Origin of the sequence: Micromonospora sp. NPDC049801 (assembly GCF_040656575.1) — a bacterium.
Lineage (GTDB): Bacteria > Actinomycetota > Actinomycetes > Mycobacteriales > Micromonosporaceae > Micromonospora.
Window position 1 is genome coordinate 150,327 of record NZ_JBFAMS010000004.1, and the last position, 17,720, is coordinate 168,046.

A 17,720-nucleotide genomic window follows, 5' to 3' on the forward strand; every position below is an offset into this window, starting at 1 on the left:
CGTCAGCCGGCGGTGTCGGAGTAGACCTCGACGTCGTAGAGCAACTGGACGTTGCGGCGGCCGTTCGTGACGCCGACGAAGACCGGCTCCCCCGCCAGGGTCCGGCCCTGCCGCCACGCCTGTTCCCGGGCCGCCTCCCGCGACTCGTGATGGCTCCTGCCCTCCTGGTGCAGGTGCAGGACGCGCCGAGCGGTGCTCCGGTCGGTGTCGACGTGGACTCGCAGAAGAGGCATGAGGGGACCTCCGTGCGGTGGTCGGTGTACGGATGTTCAGCTAGCTTACCGACGTTAAGTTTCCTGTCCACCGTATTAGGGTGACGGCATGACAGAGCGCCGTTCTCCCTCGTCGGTGTGGCTACGCCCGGAGCCCTCCCGGACGCAGCGCCGGCCACCACTGACGATCGACCGGATCGTGGGCGCGGCGGTCGACCTGCTCGACGAGCACGGCATCGACGGCCTCACGATGCGCAGCCTCGCCCAGCGCCTCACCGTGACGGCGACCGCCCTGTACTGGCACGTGCGGACCAAGGACGACGTGCTGGACCTGGCGATGGACCAGATCTTCGGCGACGTGCCGATCCCCGACGCGACCGACGACTGGCCGGAGGACGTCCGCGTCCTCGTCCGCGGCTGGCGCTCCGCCATGCTCCGGCATCCCTGGGCGCCGGGCCTGGTCGGGCGTCCGATGCTCGGCCCCAACGTGTTGGCCCGCACCGAGTTCCTCCAGGCGGCGCTGGTGCGCGGCGGCTGCCGTGGCCGCCACCTCGCGGTGGCCACGCGAACACTGGCCAACTACGTCATCGGCGCCTCGCTCACCGAGGCCACCTGGCGCAGGAGCGCCGACCCGGACACGCGGGCCACCGCCCGCGACCATGTCACCGCCCACGCCGAGGCCTACCCGACTCTCAACGCCTCCGGCCACCTCGACGACTCCCGGTGGGGCGACGACCTGCTGTTCGAGGAGGGCCTGGACGGCGTTCTCCGCTCGGTGGCGCGGCACCCACCGTCCTGAGGGTCGCCACGGTATTCAGAAGACCGGATACCTACTGGAAACCGCGTTGCGTGAACGGTGTAACACGCCCTCCACAGACTCACGTGAGTCGATCTTGTAGGGGAGGCGTTCATGAGTGATCAGACGCAGTCGACGGTGAGCCGGCGTGGATTCCTGCGCGCGGTCGGGGTCAGCGGCGGGGCCGGCGCGATGCTCGCCACGATGGGCGCCATGGGTCTCGCGCCCAGCGCCGCCGCGTCGCCGACGCCGGCCTTCCGGGCGCCGGAGCCGTCCGACTTCACGCTGTCCGGGCGGCCGGGCGCCAGCGTCGTGGTGCTGGGCGGCGGCATCGCGGGGCTCACCGCCGCGTACGAGCTGGGCAAGGCGGGTTACCACTGCACGGTCCTGGAGGCGCGGCACCGCGTCGGCGGGCGGAACCTGACCATCCGTGGCGGCGACGTCGAGACCGACCTCGACGGCCACACCCAGCGGGCCGGCTTCTCCGACGGCGTCTACTTCAACGCCGGGCCGGGCCGGATCGCACAGTGGATGGTCACCATGGACTACTGCCGGGAGCTGGGCGTACCCGTCGAGGTCTTCACCAACCAGAACGCCGACGCCTGGATCTACAACGAGTCCGCCGGGATGACCGAGCCGGTCCGCTACCGCACCGCCAAGGCCGACGTCTACGGGTACGTCTCGGAGATGCTCGCGAAGGCCACCGACCAGGGCGCGCTGGACGCGCGACTCACCACCGAGGACCGGGAGCGGCTGCTGTCGTTCCTGCAGAGCTTCGGCGCGATCGGCGGGCGTGCCAGCGACTGGGCGTACACCGGGACCAGCCGACGCGGCTTCTCCACGTACCCCGGCGCGGGTAACGACGTCGGCAGCCTGCTCGGCGCGCCGCCGGCGCTCTCCGACGTCTTCGCCAGCAACGTGGGCCGGTACTTCTCCTTCGAGTTCGGCTACGACCAGGCCATGCTGATGTTCCAACCGGTCGGCGGGATGGACCAGATCCCCCGCGCCCTCGCCAAGGCCGTCGGCGGGCACCGGATCCGCCTCAACGCCGAGGTGACCGGAGTGACGGACCGGGGCAGCCGGGTCGAGGTGACCTATCGCCAGGGCGGCCGGCTGTCGCAGATCACCGCCGACTACTGCGTGGCCGCGCTGCCACCGCACCTGATGGCCCGGGTGCCGCACAACCTCGGCGTCGACGTGACCGCCGCCCTGGCCGACTTCCCCGTCACCGCCGCCGGCAAGATCGGTCTGGAGTACCGCAGCCGCTGGTGGGAGACCGACCAGCGGATCTACGGCGGCATCACCGAGACCGACCTGGACCTGTCGCACATCTGGTACCCGTCCTACGGCTTCCACGGCAAGCGGGGTCTGGTCGTCGGCTACTACAACACCGGGGCGAACGCTCGGTCCTACAGCGGGCTCACCCCCGAGCTGCGCCAGGAGCGGGCGGTCAGCCAGGGCGTGAAGATCCACGGCGACAAGTACCGCAGCGAGCTGGTCAGCTCGTACTCGCACGCCTGGGACCGGACCCGCTACATCGAGGGCGCCTGGACCTCACCCCGGTACGGCACCGCCGGATACGACCGGCTGCTCCAGCCGGCCGGACGGGTCTACTTCGCCGGGGACTGGCTCAGTCACGAGGTGGCCTGGCAGCACGGCGCGTTCGTGGCGGCCCGCGCGGCGGTGTCCTCCCTGCACCAGCGGGTGATGACCGGCTGACGTCCACGCGTCCCCGCCGGTACTGACCAAGATCCGCGCACCTTCGGGGAACCTGCTGCTTCCCGGCGCGCCGAGCCAGCAACTTCCCTGAAGTTGCGCGGATCTTGCGGGCGTGCGGGCGTGCGGGCGTGCGTCCGGGCGTCCGGGCGTGCGGCAGGGCGGGGCGGGTAGCGCCGCCTGCGGGGCGTCGGGGTTCGGGGTGGGTGCGCGAGGATGGGAACCCCGTCCTCGAGGAGCGCCGATGGCCACCGACCTGACCGAGCCGCGTACCGCCGCCCGACTCGACGTCGCGCCGATTCAGCGGCGCACCATGCGGCTGCTCGTCACCACCCAGATCATCGGTGGCATCGGCGTGACCATCGGCATCTCCGTCGGCGCGCTGCTCGCCGCCCGGGTGGCCGGCACCGCGCTGGCCGGCATCGCGCAGAGTGCCGGGGTGGTCGGCGCGGCGCTGCTCGCCGTCCCGGTCACCCGGATCATGGCCCGGCACGGTCGCCGGCCCGGCCTGGTGCTGGCGTACACGGTGGGCGCCGTCGGTGGCGTCCTCGTGGTGTTGGCGGCGGCCACCCGCTCGGTGCCGCTGCTCCTTCTCGGCATGCTGCTGTTCGGTGGCGGCACCGCCGCCAACCTCCAGGCCCGCTACACCGCCGTGGACCTCGCCGAGCCGGCCCGTCGAGGTCGCCAGCTCTCATTGATCGTCTGGGCCACCACCATCGGCGCGGTGGCCGCGCCGAACTTCGCCGCCCTGGCCGACCGGGTGACCACCGGCTGGGGGCTGCCCGCGCTGGCCGGTCCGTTCGCGTTCAGCGCGGCGGCGTTCGTGCTGGCTGCCGTCGTACTCCTCGGCCTGTTGCGGCCCGACCCGCTGCTCACCGCGCGGCGACTCGCGGCGGCCGACGCCGCATCCGTGCCCGACGGTCCCGGGCCGGTCGCCGCCGTGCCGCCGGGCGGTGCGGCGGCGGCGACCGCCCCCACCGCCGGGACCGCCGGGTCGCCGGCGGGCGGTGGCGTCGGGCCGGCCGCCGCGCCGGTCGGTGCCCGCGCGCCGCGCGGCGCCGGGATGCGGGCGGCCTGGTCGGTGGTACGCGCTCAGCCCGCCGCCCGGCTCGGCATCGCCGCGGTGGCGGTGGGTCACCTGGTGATGGTGGCGGTGATGGCGATGACCCCGGTGCGGCTCGGTGAGTCGCACGCCGACGCCGACGTGCTGCGGCTGGTCGGGATCGTGCTGAGTCTGCACATCGCCGGCATGTACGCGTTCTCCCCGCTCGTCGGCTGGCTCACCGACCGGCTCGGCCGGCGGGCGGTGATCCTGGGCGGGGTCGGACTGCTGCTGGCCGCCTGCGCGGTGGCCGGCACCGCCGGGCACCACACGCCTCGGCTCTCGGTCGGTCTCGTCCTGCTCGGGCTGGGCTGGTCGGGGACGATGGTGGCCGGCTCGACGCTGCTCTCCGAGTCGGTGTCGGCCGATGTGCGGCCGAGCGTCCAGGGATTCTCGGACCTGATCATGGGGTTGGCGGGCGCGGGTGCCGCGGTGCTCAGCGGGTTTGTCATGCAGGTGGCCGGTTATCCCGTGCTCACCCTGCTCGCGGCGGTCGCGACCGTGCCCCTGGTGGCGCTAGCGTTGCGCCCGGTGCCGACCGGGGCGCCGGGTGAGGAGGATTGATCACGTGCGGCTGACCGACTTCTGGGCGCGGTTGGAGGAGGCGTTCGGGCCGGGTTACGCGGCCAGCATCGCCCGGGATCAGGTGCTGTCCCAGCTTGACGGCCGGACCGTCGAGCAGGCGTTGGCGGCGGGGGAGCGGACGAACGTGGTGTGGCGGGCGGTCTGCGCCGCGTATCCCGACCGCGTGCCCGCGCGACTACGCTGAGCAGCCTTTTCGTCGGGTCCGCGTGTCGCTTGTCGAGTCGTACACCTGTTCGGCTATTGTCCACAGCGGGGTGCTCGTCCACAGCTCGCGGCCCGTCGGCTGGTTTTCTGTCGGACCTAGCGCCTAGCGTGTCCGCGTGACGCGAAGCTCAGCAAAGACGCCGGCGAAGGCAGGGGTGGCAACCATGGCAGCAGGGCCTGACCGGGAGAAGGCACTCGACCTTGCTCTCGCTCAGATTGACAAGCAGTTCGGCAAGGGCTCGGTGATGCGGCTGGGAGAGCGGCCGGTCGTCCAGACCGCCGTGATCCCGACCGGTTCCATCGCGCTCGATGTGGCGCTCGGCGTGGGCGGCCTGCCGCGCGGCCGGGTGGTCGAGATCTACGGCCCCGAGTCCAGCGGTAAGACCACGGTGGCCCTGCACTCGGTGGCCAGCGCCCAGCGGGCCGGCGGCATCGCCGCCTTCATCGACGCCGAGCACGCGCTCGACCCGGAGTACGCGAAGGCCCTCGGCGTCGACACCGACGCGATGCTGGTCTCCCAGCCGGACACGGGCGAGCAGGCGCTGGAGATCGCCGACATGCTGATCCGCTCGGGCGCGATCGACATCATCGTGATCGACTCGGTGGCGGCCCTGGTGCCGCGCGCCGAGATCGAGGGCGAGATGGGCGACAGCCACGTGGGTCTGCAGGCCCGGCTGATGAGCCAGGCGCTGCGCAAGATCACCGGTGTGCTCAGCAACACCGGCACCACGGCGATCTTCATCAACCAGCTCCGGGAAAAGATCGGCGTGATGTTCGGCAGCCCGGAGACCACGACCGGTGGTCGGGCGCTGAAGTTCTACGCCTCGGTCCGGCTCGACGTGCGCCGCATCGAGAGCCTCAAGGACGGCACCGACGTGGTCGGTAACCGCACCCGGGTCAAGGTCGTGAAGAACAAGGTGGCCGCGCCGTTCAAGCAGGCCGAGTTCGACATCATGTACGGCAAGGGCATCTCGCGCGAGGGCTCGCTGATCGACGTCGGCGTGGAGCAGGCGATCATCCGCAAGTCCGGCGCGTGGTACACGTACGACGGTGACCAGCTCGGCCAGGGCAAGGAGAAGGCCCGGGAGTTCCTGAAGGAGAACCCGGACGTGGCCGCCGAGATCGAGAAGAAGATCCTGGAGAAGCTCGGCGTCGGGGTCGGCGCGGGCGACGCCGCCGGTGGCCCGGAGCTGCCGCCGGTCGACTTCTGACCGGTCGCTGACCGATGGCAGGACGACGCGCCCGTACGGGGCGGGGCTGGGATGCCAGTCCGCCTCGTACGGGCGATGACGCCGCTCCGCCGCGCCCTCGCCGGGGCGGCCGGCGGGCCGAGTCGCCGGCCGACGAGCAGGCGTCCACACCGCGCGACGAGTCCGAGCTGGCGCGCGAGATCTGCCTGCGCCAACTCGCCGTGCGACCGCGTACCCGCGCCGAGCTGGCCGGGGCGCTGGCCAAGCGGGGCATCTCCGAAGAGGTGTCGGCCGACGTGCTCGACCGGTACGACGAGGTCGGCATCATCGACGACGCCGCGTTCGCTCGAGCCTGGGTGTCGAGTCGACACTCCGGGCGCGGTCTTGCCCGCCGGGCGCTCGCCAACGAGCTGCGCCGCAAGGGCGTGGACGGCGAGGTGGCCACCGAGGCGTTGGGCGAGTTGGACGAGGAGACCGAGGCGGAGACCGCCCGTGCCCTCGTGGAGCGCAAACTGCGTACCGCCCGGGGTGAGCCGGACGCGGTCTTCCGCCGGCTGGTGGGCATGCTGGCCCGCAAGGGTTACCCGCCCGGCGTGGCCATCCGGGCGGTGAAGGACGCGCTCGCCGCGCAGAGCGCCGAGGCGGCCGAGTTCGCCGAGCAGATCGACGCCGACGCCCTGGCCGACGCCGAGGGCGAGCTGGAGCGGGACAACCGCCCGATCGACTGAGCGGCACGATCCCGCGCTGACCCAGGGACGGGTGCGACGGGCCGACGTCGGGTCGCGGGTGTCACATTGACGGCCCGTCGGCGGACCTGTGCGGTCGCTGAACAGGCACGACGGTCGAATCGAGGCGTCGGCTCGCCGCCTTTGTCCTGCCGTGTCCGACACGACATCAGCTTTGCGTGACGCTGCAACTTCTCTCCGTTCGGGGGGTTTGATCATGAGTCCTTGACCAGACCGCCCTCGGAGACCTAGCCTCGCCATACAGGCTCACATTGCCCGACCATTGCAGGCTAAGCGCACAACATAGATCTCGTAACAGAACAGCATCACTTTGGCCGGCTCCACGGCCTTTGGCGGCAGTTCCGGACTGGCCGGTCCGGGACGTCGCGACAACTGCACCCGGTCGCCGACGATGCCCGAGGGCACCGCCGGCGGAGAGAGCTATCTACGGCCAGCCGCTCCGGTCGGGCGTCCACAGCCGCAGGAGTGTGCCCTGGGCACAGTCGCTGCGGTCATGACGTTCAGGGGAGGCGGCCATGGCGGGGCGGCGGCACAGGCGCACGGATGGACCTCGCGGGGTTCCGGCATGAACGCCCTCGACGTGGTGCTCCTCGCGGCCGTCCTGATCCTCGCCGTGGTCGTGGTCGCGGCGGTGCTGGTCGGCATCCGGACGCTGCGCCGGATCGGCTCGACGTCCGCCCCGGAGGATCCCGCCTTCATCGCCGAGAAGGACCGTCAGGAGCAGTCCCTGGCCGCCCTGCGCGACGCGGCCGACCAGGCGAACAGCACGATCGACGTGGCGAAGTCCGCCGCCTCCGCGGCCCGCGCCGAAGCGGCGGCGGCCAAAGCCGAGGCGAAGGCGGCCCGGGCCGAGGCCCGGCGAGTGCTCGACGACGCCCGCGCCGAGGCGGACACCGTGCTGGAACGGGCGCACAAGCAGGCCGAGGCGGACGCCGAGCAGCTCCGCACGGCCGCGCGCCGCAGCGGCGAGCGGGAGGTCGCGGTGCTCGCCGCCACGACCCGCGAACAGGCCGCCGAGGTGGAGCGGCGGGCGGCCCGGATGGACGAGCGGGAGCGGCTGCACACCGAGGAGGTGGAGCGGTTCGCCGAGCGGGAGCGGCAGCTCACGGCGGCGGGCGCCGCCCTCGCCGCCCGGGAGTCCGCGCTCGCCCAGCGCGAGACCGAGCTGGCCGAGGCCGAGGAGCTGCGCCGCCGGGAGCTGGAGCGGGTGGCCGGCCTCACCGCCGAGTCCGCCCGGCTGGAGCTGATCGAGGCGATCGAGACGTCCGCCAAGCGGGAGGCGGCGCTCCTGGTGCGCGACATCGAGTCCGACGCGCGCAACACCGCCGAGCAGCGGGCCCGGCACATCGTGGTGGACGCGATTCAGCGGGTCGCCAGCGAACAGACCGCCGAGAGCGTGGTGAGCGTCCTGCACCTGCCCGGGGACGAGATGAAGGGCCGCATCATCGGCCGCGAGGGCCGCAACATCCGGGCCTTCGAGTCGGTCACCGGCGTCAACCTGATCATCGACGACACCCCCGAGGCCGTGCTGCTCTCCTGCTTCGACCCGGTGCGCCGCGAGGTCGGCCGGCTCACCCTCGAGAAGCTCGTGCTGGACGGGCGGATCCACCCGCACCGGATCGAGGAGGTCTACGACCTGGCCCGCCAGGAGGTGGAGCAGCTCTGCCTGCGCGCCGCCGAGGACGCCCTGGTCGAGGTGGGTATCACCGAGATCCACCCGGAGCTGGTGACCCTGCTGGGCCGGCTGCGCTACCGCACGTCGTACGGCCAGAACGTGCTCAAGCACCTCGTGGAGACCGCGCACATCGCCGGCATCATGGCCGCCGAGCTGCGGCTGGACGTGCCCACCATCAAGCGGTCGGCGTTCCTGCACGACATCGGCAAGGCGCTCACCCACGAGGTCGAGGGCAGCCACGCCATCATCGGCGCCGACCTGGCCCGCAAGTACGGCGAGCACGAGGACGTGGTGCACGCCATCGAGGCGCACCACAACGAGGTGCCCCCGCAGACCATCGAGGCCGTCCTCACCCAGGCGTCCGACGCCTGCTCCGGTGGTCGGCCGGGCGCGCGCCGGGAGAGCCTCGAGGCGTACGTCAAGCGGCTGGAGCGGATCGAGGAGATCGCGGCCGGCAAGCTCGGCGTGGACAAGGTCTTCGCCATGCAGGCCGGCCGGGAGATCCGGGTGATGGTCAAGCCGGACGACGTCGACGACATCGGGGCGGCCGTGCTGGCCCGTGACGTGGCCAAGCAGATCGAGGAGGAGCTGACCTACCCGGGTCAGATCCGGGTCACCGTGGTCCGCGAGTCCCGGGTCACCGAGATCGCCCGCTGATCGACCCGATCACCACGAATTCAGCAATATCGGGGTGTCCCCTCAATGGGGACACCCCGATATTGGCGAAACTGGGTCGATCACACTCCAGGCGGTCGTCCGGTCAGATCATCGCCGTTGAGTCTCGACCGAAGTCCTGGGACGGCACTATCTTGGCCGCAGTTCGCGGCATGCGGCCCAGCCGCCGCTGCAACCACCACGCGAAGATCGACAGCAGCCCGCAGATCGTGATGTAGACGGCCGCCACGATCAGGTACGTCGGCACGTACGGCAGCCCGAACGGCAACCGGCCGCCGATCTGCTTCCCGGCGAACAGCAGCTCGGGGTACGTGATGATGAAGCCCAGCGCGGTGTCCTTGAGCAGCACGACGAGCTGGCTGACGATCGCCGGGAGCATCGACCGGACGGCCTGCGGCAGCAGGATGAGCCGCAGTACCTGGTTCTTGCGCAAGCCGATCGCGTACGCGCCCTCGGTCTGCCCGTACGGCACCGCGTTGATGCCGGCGCGGAAGATCTCCGCGAGCACCGAGCCGTTGTAGAGCATCAGCCCGATGACCAGCGCCCACAGCTTGTCGATCGACCAGCCGTACTGCAGCGGCACGTAGTAGCCGAAGAAGATCAGGATCAGCAGGGGGATCGCGCGGAACAGCTCCACCACGAACGTCGACGGGGCCCGCAGGATCCACTTGTCGCTGAGGCGGCCGCTGGCGAAGATCGCGCCGAACAGCAGCGCCAGGACCGCGGCGATGCCGGCGGCCTTCAGCGTCGCCCACAGGCCGCCGAGCAGCTCGCGTTGCACCGAGGCGTACTGGAACTGCTCCCACTTGCGAGCCTCGAACTGCCCGGTGTCGGCGAACTTGTAGCCGATGTAGGCGAGCAGGGCGATGATGCCGGCCGTGGAGACGACGCCCAGGATCGCGTTGCGCCGCTTGGCGCGGGGACCGGGCAGGTCGTAGAGAATCGACGCCTGGCTCAACTCAACCACCCTCCGTTCGCGACTGCGGGGCTCGCAAGCTCACTCCTCGCGCTCACCGCGCACCTTTCGTTCGCCGTAGCCGGGCTCACCGTGCCACCCGCCACTTGCGTTCGAGGAACCGCTGCAACGCCACCAGCGGCAGGATCAGGATCAGGAAGCCGATGGTGATCCAGAGCAGGACGGCGAACTGCGGCTCGCCCCGCTCGGCCATGTACGCGGGGATCGCGCCGGCCTCCAGCACCGAGAAGCCGGCGGCGATCGTGGTGTTCTTCAACATCGCGATGAACACGCTCACCATCGGCGGGACCATCGCGCGCAGCGCCTGCGGCAGCACGATGAGCGTGAGTACCTGACCGAAGGTCATGCCCAGGGCGCGGGCCGCCTCGGCCTGCCCGGCGGCGACCGTGTTGACGCCGGAGCGGATCACCTCGCAGACGAACGCGGAGGTGTAGACGGTCAGCGCGATGGCGGCGCTGGTGTCGTAGTCGAAGTTGACGTCGAGCTTCGGCACCGCGAACACGAGGAACGCGAAGACCAGCGTCAGCGGGGTGTTGCGCACCAGGTTGACGTACGTGGCGCCGAACGCGCGCAGCGCCGGCACGGGCGAGACCCGCATCGCGCCGAGCAGCGTGCCGAGGACGAGGCTGCCGACCGCGGCGATCAGGAAAAGTTTGACGGTGTTGGTGAACCCGTCGACGAACAGTTGCCCGTTGTCCGTCAGTACGCGGAAGAACTCGCCCATGCCTCGCTCTCAGTCCCTCTCCACGGGCGCCGGACGGGGACGAACCCCGCCCGGCGCCGCTACTCGTGTCGAGCCGGGTCGATCAGTACCGCTCGACCTTCGGCGGGGTGCCGGCCGAGCCGGAGAGTCCGAGCGTGCCGTCGTAGATCTTCTGCCAGGTGCCGTTGGTGAAGGCGGCCTCGATCTGGTCGTTGACGTAGTCGCGCAGCGCCTTGTCGTCCTTCGGGAGGCCGATGCCGTACTTCTCGGTGCTGAACGGCTGGCCGACCACCTTGAGTCCGTCCGGGTCCTGCGCCGCGTAGCCCTTGAGGATCGCGTCGTCGGTGGTGACGGCGTCGACCTTCTTGTCCAGCAGCTGCGAGACGCACTCCGAGTAGGTCTTGAACTCGACGATGTTGTTCGCCTCGGTCAGACCCTCGTCGCGGACCCTCTGGATCGGCGTCGAGCCGGTGGCCGAGCAGACCTTCTTGCCCTTGAGGGTGTCCTTGCCGGTGATCGACGACTCGTCCTTGCGGACCAGCAGGTCCTGACCGGCGACGAAGTACGGGCCGGCGAAGGAGATGTCGTTCTTGCGCTTGTCGGTGATCGAGTAGGTGCCGACGTAGTAGTCGACCTCACCACCCTTGATCGCGGTCTCCCGGTTGGCCGACGCGATCTCCTTGTACTGGATCTTCGCGGGGTCGATGCCGAGCGTGCTCGCGACGTACTGGGCGATCTCGATGTCGAAGCCGCACCGCTTGCCCTGGGCGTCCTTGTAGCCGAGGTTCGGCTGGTCGAACTTGACCCCGACGGAGACCGTGCCGGCCGTCTTGATCTTTTCGAAGGTCGGGCTGCCGGCGACGGCAGCGTCCGACTTCGGGGTGAAGGTCGCGCCGGAGCTCTTGCAGGTGTCTCCCTGGGCGGCGCCGGAGGCGTTGCCACCGGCGCTCGGCGTCGGCTCACCCTCCTTGCCGCAGGCCGCGACGGAAAGGGCGAGGGAGGCCATCATGGCGACCGCCGCCACGCGCGTCATACGCATACTCTTCTCCTTCTTCGACGGAGCCCGCCCTTGTGCGGCGCGCTCCACTACGGACGCCTAGTGCGTGAGGATCTTGGAGAGGAAGTCCTTGGCCCGCTCGCTGCGCGGGTTCTCGAAGAACTCCGCCGGGGAGGCGTCCTCGACGAGCCGGCCGTCGGCCATGAAGATGACCCGGTTGGCGGCGTGCCGCGCGAAGCCCATCTCGTGGGTGACCACGACCATGGTCATGCCGTCGCGCGCCAGCGAGGTCATCACGTCCAGCACCTCGCCGACCATCTCCGGGTCGAGGGCGCTGGTGGGCTCGTCGAACAGCATCGCCTTGGGCTGCATGGCCAGCGCTCGGGCGATGGCCGCCCGCTGCTGCTGGCCGCCGGAGAGCTGGGCGGGGAACTTGTCCGCCTGGTTGGCGATACCGACCCGGTCGAGCAGGGCCAGACCGCGCTCGCGGGCCACGGCGGGCTTCTCCTTGCGGACCTTGACCGGCCCGAGGGTGACGTTCTCCAGGATGGTCTTGTGGGCGAAGAGGTTGAAGGACTGGAACACCATGCCCACCTCGCTGCGCAGGCGAGCGAGGGGCTTGCCCTCGGCCGGCAGCGGCTGACCGTCGAAGGTGATGGTGCCGGAGTTGATCGGTTCCAGTCTGTTGATGGCGCGGCACAGCGTCGACTTGCCGGAGCCGGACGGGCCGATGACCACGACCACCTCGCCCCGACCCACCGACAGCGAGACGTCGTCCAGCACGTGCAGCGGTCCGAACCACTTGTTGACCGCGTCCAGCACGATGAGCGGTTCGCCCGTCGTCACGTCGTCCACCGTCCCTGTCGTCTCCCCGGATCGGGGTCGGTCGACCCCCGGTTGGGCAACTGTAGGCGGCATGATGTGGCGGAACGCAACCCAGTTGGTCACGGAGCGGTAACACCGGTCACGATCGGCTACGGGGGTCCGGTTTCGGTCACCGGTGGGCCGCGACGGTGGCGGTGGCACGGCGTTGCCGAGATCATGGGGGGATGACCGAACCCGTACGGCTGACCCGATACGCGCGCGGCGGCGGCTGCGCCTGCAAGATCCCGCCGGGCGAGTTGGAGGCCATGGTGGCCGGTCTCGGCCCGGCCACCGGCACCGCCGAGCTGCTGGTCGGCCTCGACCACGGCGACGACGCCGCGGTGGTCCGCCTGGACGAGCGTACGGGCCTGGTCAGCACCGCGGACTTCTTCACCCCGGTCGTCGACGACGCGTACGACTGGGGGCGCATCGCCGCGGCCAACGCGTTGTCCGACGTGTACGCGATGGGCGGCATCCCGCTGGTGGCGTTGAACCTGCTCTGCTGGCCGCGGGACGTGCTGCCGCTGGAACTGGCGCGGGAGGTGCTGCGCGGCGGCCAGGACGTGGCCCGGGAGGCGGGCTGTCACCTGGCCGGCGGGCACAGTGTGGACGACGACGGTCCGAAGTACGGCCTCGCGGTCACCGGCACCGTACGCCCCGAAGAGCTGATCACTCTGGACGCGGGCCGGGCCGGGATACCGCTGTCCCTGACCAAGCCGCTCGGTGTGGGCGTGCTCAATACCCGACACAAGTCCACCGGCGAGAGCTTCCCGGAGGCGGTCGCCTCGATGAGCGCGCTGAACCGGGACGCGGCGCGCGCCGCGGTCGCCGCCGGCATCCGGTGCGGCACCGATGTGACCGGGTTCGGTCTGCTGGGGCACGCCTCGAAGCTGGCCCGCGCCAGCCGGCTGACGGTGGCCATCGACACGGCCCGGGTGCCGTACCTGGCGGGCGCAAGGGAGGCGCTGCGCGACGGGTACGTCAGTGGCGGGAGCCGACGCAACCTGGAGTGGGTCACCCCGTGGACGGACTTCGGCGCGGCCGACGAGGGAGAGCGGCTGCTGCTGGCCGACGCGCAGACGTCCGGCGGTCTGCTGGTCGCGGGTGAGCTGCCGGGCGCACCGGTGGTGGGAGAGCTGCTGCCCCGCGGGGAGCACCTGGTCGTCCTGCGCTGACCCACGGCCCACCGAACCGCTACCGATGGTGCCGGGACACGCTGGCCCGGTGGTTCGGCTGGCGCACGATACCCGATAAACTGTCACCTTCCCGCTACTCCGAGCAATGCCGCTCAGGGAAATTTTGCCCGGAATGGTCACAGACCGGTAACTTGCCCCCGGCTGAGGTCATATGCCCCCCACCATCGTCAGTAAGGCCCGATCCGGAGGCCGGTGGGACGAACGCAGCGAGGAGGCGGAATGACCGAGCTGTGGAACTGGAGAATCGACCGGGTACGACCCGTGGAGGTCTACCCGGCGCTGGCCGAGGCGCTCGGTCGGGTGGTGATGCCGCTGGCCGCGGCGGACCCGGCGCGACTGCCCGCGTACGCGGTGGTGTGTGACGTCTGGCAGGCGCCGGGCGAGTTCCCGACGGTGATCGACTGTTACGGAGTGCCCGAGCGGCTCTCCGAGCACGCCAGCATCGCCGCGCTGGCCCGGCTGCTGGGCCGGGACTGCCTGCTGCGGGACGACACGTTGGACGCCAGCCGGCACCTGCTCGTCGCACCGGACGGCACGGTCCGCCCGGTGCACTTCGACGTCCGGGACACCGACGACGGCGAGGTGCTCAGCCGGCGACGGCTCTGCTCGTTGGGTGACCCGGGCTGCCGGGGTTGGTCGCAGTGTCACCGCTCCCGCTGGGCGCCCGACACCGTCGCGCCGGTCCTCGCCGCAGCCTGACCCGCTACCGACGGGCCGGCCGCGCACGCCGAGCCGGCCGGGGTCGCTCAAGCCCGACCGGCCGGCCGGTCACGCCGAGCCGGCCGGGGTCGCTCGAGCCGAGCCGGCTGGATGGTGGCGAGCAATCCGGCCGGCCGGGTGCGTCGGGACGTCAGGCGGGTCCGGTGGCGGCGGTGGCCGGTCGATCGGCAGTGCCCGATCCCCGCACGACCAACTGGTCGAGCAGGGTGCGGGTGGCTTCGGTCACGGCGGCCACGGCGGCCTCGAAGGCGGCGGCGTTGTGCGCGGCGGGCGCCCGGAAGCCGGAGATCTTGCGGACGTACTGCAACGCCGCCGCCTCGATGTCCGCGTCGGTCACCTGCGGGGTGAACGGCTCCCGCAACGTCTTGATGCTTCGGCACATGTCGGGTGCTCCTCGGTTCGGGTGATCCGGCCGACCCGGATACGCTGTCCAGGTCATGACTACCGCAGCGGCGGGCAGCCCGCGCACCTACCAGGTGCGCACCTACGGCTGCCAGATGAACGTGCACGACTCCGAGCGCATCTCCGGCCTGCTCGAACAGGCCGGCTACGTGCGCGCGCCCCAAGCCGACGACACCCCGGACATCGTCGTCTTCAACACCTGCGCGGTGCGGGAGAACGCCGACAACCGGCTCTACGGCAACCTCGGTCATCTGCGCCCCGTGAAGGACAAGCACCCGGGGATGCAGATCGCCGTCGGTGGTTGCCTGGCGCAGAAGGACCGTGGCGAGATCGTCCGCAAGGCGCCCTGGGTGGACGTGGTCTTCGGCACGCACAACATCGGCGCGCTTCCGGTCCTGCTGGAACGGGCCCGGCACAACGCCGCCGCCGAGGTGGAGATCCTGGAGTCGCTGGACGTCTTTCCGTCCACGCTGCCGACCCGCCGCGAGTCGACGTACGCCGGCTGGGTCTCGATCTCGGTGGGCTGCAACAACACCTGCACGTTCTGCATCGTGCCCTCTCTGCGCGGCAAGGAGAAGGACCGGCGCCCCGGCGACATCCTCTCCGAGGTGCGCGCCCTCGTCGACGAGGGCGTGCTGGAGGTGACCCTGCTCGGGCAGAACGTCAACTCGTACGGCGTCGAGTTCGGCGACCGGTACGCGTTCGGCAAGCTGCTGCGCGCGACCGGTGAGATCGACGGCCTGGAGCGGGTCCGGTTCACCAGCCCGCACCCGAAGGACTTCACCGACGACGTGATCGCCGCGATGGCCGAGACCCCGAACGTGTGCCACTCGCTGCACATGCCGTTGCAGTCCGGCTCCGACGACGTGCTGAAGGCGATGCGCCGGTCGTACCGCTCCGAGCGGTACCTGGGGATCATCGAGAAGGTCCGGGCGGCGATGCCGGACGCGGCGATCACCACCGACATCATCGTCGGCTTCCCCGGCGAGACCGAGGCCGACTTCCAGCGCACGCTGGACGTGGTGCGCGAGGCCCGCTTCTCGTCGGCCTTCACCTTCCAGTACTCCAAGCGCCCCGGCACCCCCGCCGCCACCATGGACGGCCAGCTGCCCAAGCAGGTCGTGCAGGAGCGTTACGAGCGGCTGATCGCCTGCGTCGAGGAGATCACCTGGGCGGAGAACAAGCGCCTGGTGGGGGAGACCGTCGAGGTGCTGGTCGCGGTCGGCGAGGGGCGCAAGGACGAGCGGACCGGGCGGCTGTCCGGGCGGGCCCGCGACGGTCGTCTCGTGCACTTCGACGCCGGCAGCTTCGCCGGGTCGATCCGGCCCGGCGACATCGTGCACACCGAGATCACCTACGCCGCGCCGCACCACCTCAACGCCGACGGCGCGCCCCTGTCGCACCGCCGGACCCGGGCCGGTGACGCCGCCGAGGCCGGGCGCTCCCCGCGTACCCCCGGGGTGTTGCTCGGACTGCCCACGGTCGGTGCCCCGGCGGTCGCGCCCGCGCCCGCCGGCGGCTGCGCCGCGCACTGACGCAGGTCGGGGCCCGCCGGCACGGCGGACCCCGACCGACCCACGGTCAGACCGTGATGCGACCGGCGCCGGCGCCGCCCGTCACGATGGACTTGACGTTGCTCGCGGTGTCCAGTTGGTACGAGTACGGGATGCTGGCGACGCTGCCACCGGTCTGGCCGGCGGGCGAGTTGACGAAGTGGTTGTTGCGGGCCACCAGCCGGCCCGGCCCGGAGTCGGCCTCGCCGAGGTGGTACGTGTCGGGGACGTTCTCGAAGTAGTTGCCCTCGACGAGCACGCCCGCGTTCTCGGTGGAGGCCACGCCGTAGCCGGTGTTGGCCCGGTAGTAGTTGTTGTAGACGTGCACCGGGTTGCCGAAGCGCACCCGGGGGTTGCGCTGCTTGCTGCCGTCGAACCAGTTGTGGTGGTACGTGACCCGCAGGTGCCCGGTGTCCTGGGCGCCGTTGTCGTCGCTGTGCCCGAGCAGCATCGTCTTGTCGTGGTTGAAGACCCGGTTCCACGACACCGTGACGAAGTCCGAGCCGCGCTTGATGTCGACCGCGCCGTCGTACCCGTTGCTGAAGGTGTTGTGGTCGATCCAGATGTTGGTGGCCGACTCCTGCACGTTGATCGCGTCGTCGTTCCAGTCCCGGAAGGTCAGGTTCCGGATGATGACGTTGCGGTCACCGCTGACGTTGAGCCCGCAGCCGACGATCGTCGCGCCGGAGTTGCCGAGGATGGTCTTGTTGGACCGCACCCGCAGCATGCCCGAGCAGGAGATGGTGCCGGACACCCGGATCACCGCCGACCCGGTCGCGTTCAGCGCGCTGGTCAGCGCCGAGGCGTTCGTGACGGTGGTCGCCGGTGCGCCGCCACCGCCGGTGGTGCCGCCGTTCTGGGTGGCCCAGCCGACCAGGCCGGTCTGCGGCGGAACGCTCGGCGGCGGATCGCTGGGAATCGGCGGCGTGGTGGGCGGGTTGGTGGGCGTGCCCGGGGTGGTCGGTGGGGCGATGGTCGGGGTGGTGGTGCCGCCGGTGCAGGCCACGTTGTTCAGGGTGAAGCTGGTCGGCGCCGGGTTGCTGGAGTTCCAACTCGCGTTGAAGCCGAACGAGGCGCTGCCGTTGGTGGCCAGGTTGCCGTTGTAGTCGACGTTGGCGGCGGAGACCTGGCTGCCGCTCTGCGTGACGGTGGCCCCCCACGCCTGGCTGACCTGCTGGCCGGCCCCGTACGACCAGCGCAGCGTCCACCCGGAGACCGGGTCGCCGAGGTTGGTGACCGTGACGTTGCCGGTGAACCCACCCGGCCACTGGCTGGCGACCGAGTAGGCGACCTGACAGCCGGCTGCCGCCTGGGCCGACACGGCCGTCAGGAGACCGCTGGTGACCAGCGCGGCGGTCGCGGCGGCGGTGGTGGCGAGCAGCGTCATCCGACGCTGTGTTGTGCGCAT

17 protein-coding genes are annotated in these 17,720 nt (G+C 71.0%); 10 read left to right on the forward strand and 7 right to left on the reverse strand.

Going from position 1 to position 17,720, the window contains the following annotated elements; all coding sequences use genetic code 11:
* Positions 1-2: 2 nt before the first annotated feature.
* A complete protein-coding gene (locus tag AB0I89_RS08905; RefSeq protein WP_357122582.1) occupies positions 3-233 on the reverse strand; it encodes a hypothetical protein in 231 nt (76 codons plus the stop codon).
* Between the two features lie 88 nt (positions 234-321).
* On the opposite strand from AB0I89_RS08905, the gene AB0I89_RS08910 reads away from it, so the two are divergent.
* From AB0I89_RS08910 to rny, 7 genes are all read left to right on the forward strand, one after another.
* Positions 322-1,011, forward strand: a complete 690-nt coding sequence (locus AB0I89_RS08910) for a TetR/AcrR family transcriptional regulator C-terminal domain-containing protein (protein WP_357122585.1) — start codon at positions 322-324, stop codon at positions 1,009-1,011.
* A 111-nt stretch (positions 1,012-1,122) separates the two neighbouring features.
* Positions 1,123-2,727: an FAD-dependent oxidoreductase gene (locus tag AB0I89_RS08915; protein ID WP_357122588.1), complete on the forward strand. Its 1,605-nt coding sequence runs from the start codon at positions 1,123-1,125 to the stop codon at positions 2,725-2,727.
* A 241-nt stretch (positions 2,728-2,968) separates the two neighbouring features.
* A complete protein-coding gene (locus tag AB0I89_RS08920; RefSeq protein ID WP_357122591.1) occupies positions 2,969-4,390 on the forward strand; it encodes an MFS transporter in 1,422 nt (473 codons plus the stop codon).
* Positions 4,391-4,394: 4 nt separating this feature from the next.
* Entirely contained in the window at positions 4,395-4,595 is a 201-nt protein-coding gene (locus AB0I89_RS08925; RefSeq protein ID WP_357122594.1) for a DUF3046 domain-containing protein, read from the forward strand.
* 184 nt (positions 4,596-4,779) lie between these two features.
* Positions 4,780-5,826 carry a recombinase RecA gene (recA, locus tag AB0I89_RS08930; RefSeq protein ID WP_354884861.1) on the forward strand — a complete coding sequence of 349 codons (1,047 nt, stop codon included), beginning with the start codon at positions 4,780-4,782 and terminating at the stop codon, positions 5,824-5,826.
* Between the two features lie 14 nt (positions 5,827-5,840).
* Positions 5,841-6,533, forward strand: coding sequence for a regulatory protein RecX (locus AB0I89_RS08935; RefSeq protein ID WP_357122599.1), 693 nt, complete (start codon positions 5,841-5,843; stop codon positions 6,531-6,533).
* 583 nt (positions 6,534-7,116) lie between these two features.
* On the forward strand, positions 7,117-8,883 hold the full coding sequence (gene rny, locus AB0I89_RS08940; RefSeq protein WP_357122602.1) for a ribonuclease Y: 1,767 nt from the start codon (positions 7,117-7,119) through the stop codon (positions 8,881-8,883).
* A gap of 103 nt (positions 8,884-8,986) precedes the next feature.
* Here the strand turns inward: rny and AB0I89_RS08945 are convergent, their stop codons facing one another.
* The 4 genes from AB0I89_RS08945 to AB0I89_RS08960 all read right to left on the reverse strand — a co-directional run bounded on the left by AB0I89_RS08945 (position 8,987) and on the right by AB0I89_RS08960 (position 12,432).
* Positions 8,987-9,859, reverse strand: a complete 873-nt coding sequence (locus tag AB0I89_RS08945) for an amino acid ABC transporter permease (RefSeq protein WP_357122605.1) — start codon at positions 9,857-9,859, stop codon at positions 8,987-8,989.
* A gap of 85 nt (positions 9,860-9,944) precedes the next feature.
* Positions 9,945-10,601, reverse strand: a complete 657-nt coding sequence (locus AB0I89_RS08950; RefSeq protein ID WP_357122608.1) for an amino acid ABC transporter permease — start codon at positions 10,599-10,601, stop codon at positions 9,945-9,947.
* An 82-nt stretch (positions 10,602-10,683) separates the two neighbouring features.
* A complete protein-coding gene (locus AB0I89_RS08955; protein WP_357122611.1) occupies positions 10,684-11,619 on the reverse strand; it encodes a glutamate ABC transporter substrate-binding protein in 936 nt (311 codons plus the stop codon).
* A gap of 57 nt (positions 11,620-11,676) precedes the next feature.
* Entirely contained in the window at positions 11,677-12,432 is a 756-nt protein-coding gene (locus AB0I89_RS08960) for an amino acid ABC transporter ATP-binding protein (protein WP_357122614.1), read from the reverse strand.
* A gap of 194 nt (positions 12,433-12,626) precedes the next feature.
* On the opposite strand from AB0I89_RS08960, the gene selD reads away from it, so the two are divergent.
* Both selD and AB0I89_RS08970 read left to right on the forward strand, forming a co-directional pair.
* Positions 12,627-13,616, forward strand: coding sequence for a selenide, water dikinase SelD (gene selD, locus AB0I89_RS08965; RefSeq protein WP_357122617.1), 990 nt, complete (start codon positions 12,627-12,629; stop codon positions 13,614-13,616).
* Positions 13,617-13,856: 240 nt separating this feature from the next.
* Complete coding sequence (locus tag AB0I89_RS08970) at positions 13,857-14,336, forward strand: hypothetical protein (protein WP_357122620.1); 480 nt, start codon at positions 13,857-13,859, stop codon at positions 14,334-14,336.
* Positions 14,337-14,487: 151 nt separating this feature from the next.
* On the opposite strand, the gene AB0I89_RS08975 is transcribed toward AB0I89_RS08970, so the two are convergent.
* The gene (locus AB0I89_RS08975; protein ID WP_357122623.1) at positions 14,488-14,739 is read right to left on the reverse strand and encodes a DUF2277 family protein; all 252 of its coding nucleotides are present in this window, start codon (positions 14,737-14,739) and stop codon (positions 14,488-14,490) included.
* Between the two features lie 55 nt (positions 14,740-14,794).
* On the opposite strand from AB0I89_RS08975, the gene miaB reads away from it, so the two are divergent.
* On the forward strand, positions 14,795-16,294 hold the full coding sequence (miaB, locus tag AB0I89_RS08980; protein ID WP_357122626.1) for a tRNA (N6-isopentenyl adenosine(37)-C2)-methylthiotransferase MiaB: 1,500 nt from the start codon (positions 14,795-14,797) through the stop codon (positions 16,292-16,294).
* Positions 16,295-16,340: 46 nt separating this feature from the next.
* On the opposite strand, the gene AB0I89_RS08985 is transcribed toward miaB, so the two are convergent.
* A complete protein-coding gene (locus tag AB0I89_RS08985; RefSeq protein WP_357122629.1) occupies positions 16,341-17,720 on the reverse strand; it encodes a cellulose binding domain-containing protein in 1,380 nt (459 codons plus the stop codon).

What these genes read in the sequence shown, in the direction of transcription:
- AB0I89_RS08905 (WP_357122582.1), bottom strand. Translation starts at nt 233, where the DNA reads ATGCCTCTTCTGCGAGTCCACGTCGACACCGACCGGAGCACCGCTCGG.
- AB0I89_RS08910 (WP_357122585.1), top strand. Translation starts at nt 322, where the DNA reads ATGACAGAGCGCCGTTCTCCCTCGTCGGTGTGGCTACGCCCGGAGCCC.
- AB0I89_RS08915 (WP_357122588.1), top strand. Translation starts at nt 1,123, where the DNA reads ATGAGTGATCAGACGCAGTCGACGGTGAGCCGGCGTGGATTCCTGCGC.
- AB0I89_RS08920 (WP_357122591.1), top strand. Translation starts at nt 2,969, where the DNA reads ATGGCCACCGACCTGACCGAGCCGCGTACCGCCGCCCGACTCGACGTC.
- recA (WP_354884861.1), top strand. Translation starts at nt 4,780, where the DNA reads ATGGCAGCAGGGCCTGACCGGGAGAAGGCACTCGACCTTGCTCTCGCT.
- AB0I89_RS08935 (WP_357122599.1), top strand. Translation starts at nt 5,841, where the DNA reads ATGGCAGGACGACGCGCCCGTACGGGGCGGGGCTGGGATGCCAGTCCG.
- rny (WP_357122602.1), top strand. Translation starts at nt 7,117, where the DNA reads ATGAACGCCCTCGACGTGGTGCTCCTCGCGGCCGTCCTGATCCTCGCC.
- AB0I89_RS08950 (WP_357122608.1), bottom strand. Translation starts at nt 10,601, where the DNA reads ATGGGCGAGTTCTTCCGCGTACTGACGGACAACGGGCAACTGTTCGTC.
- AB0I89_RS08955 (WP_357122611.1), bottom strand. Translation starts at nt 11,619, where the DNA reads ATGCGTATGACGCGCGTGGCGGCGGTCGCCATGATGGCCTCCCTCGCC.
- selD (WP_357122617.1), top strand. Translation starts at nt 12,627, where the DNA reads ATGACCGAACCCGTACGGCTGACCCGATACGCGCGCGGCGGCGGCTGC.
- AB0I89_RS08970 (WP_357122620.1), top strand. Translation starts at nt 13,857, where the DNA reads ATGACCGAGCTGTGGAACTGGAGAATCGACCGGGTACGACCCGTGGAG.
- AB0I89_RS08975 (WP_357122623.1), bottom strand. Translation starts at nt 14,739, where the DNA reads ATGTGCCGAAGCATCAAGACGTTGCGGGAGCCGTTCACCCCGCAGGTG.
- miaB (WP_357122626.1), top strand. Translation starts at nt 14,795, where the DNA reads ATGACTACCGCAGCGGCGGGCAGCCCGCGCACCTACCAGGTGCGCACC.
- AB0I89_RS08985 (WP_357122629.1), bottom strand. Translation starts at nt 17,720, where the DNA reads ATGCGCACAACACAGCGTCGGATGACGCTGCTCGCCACCACCGCCGCC.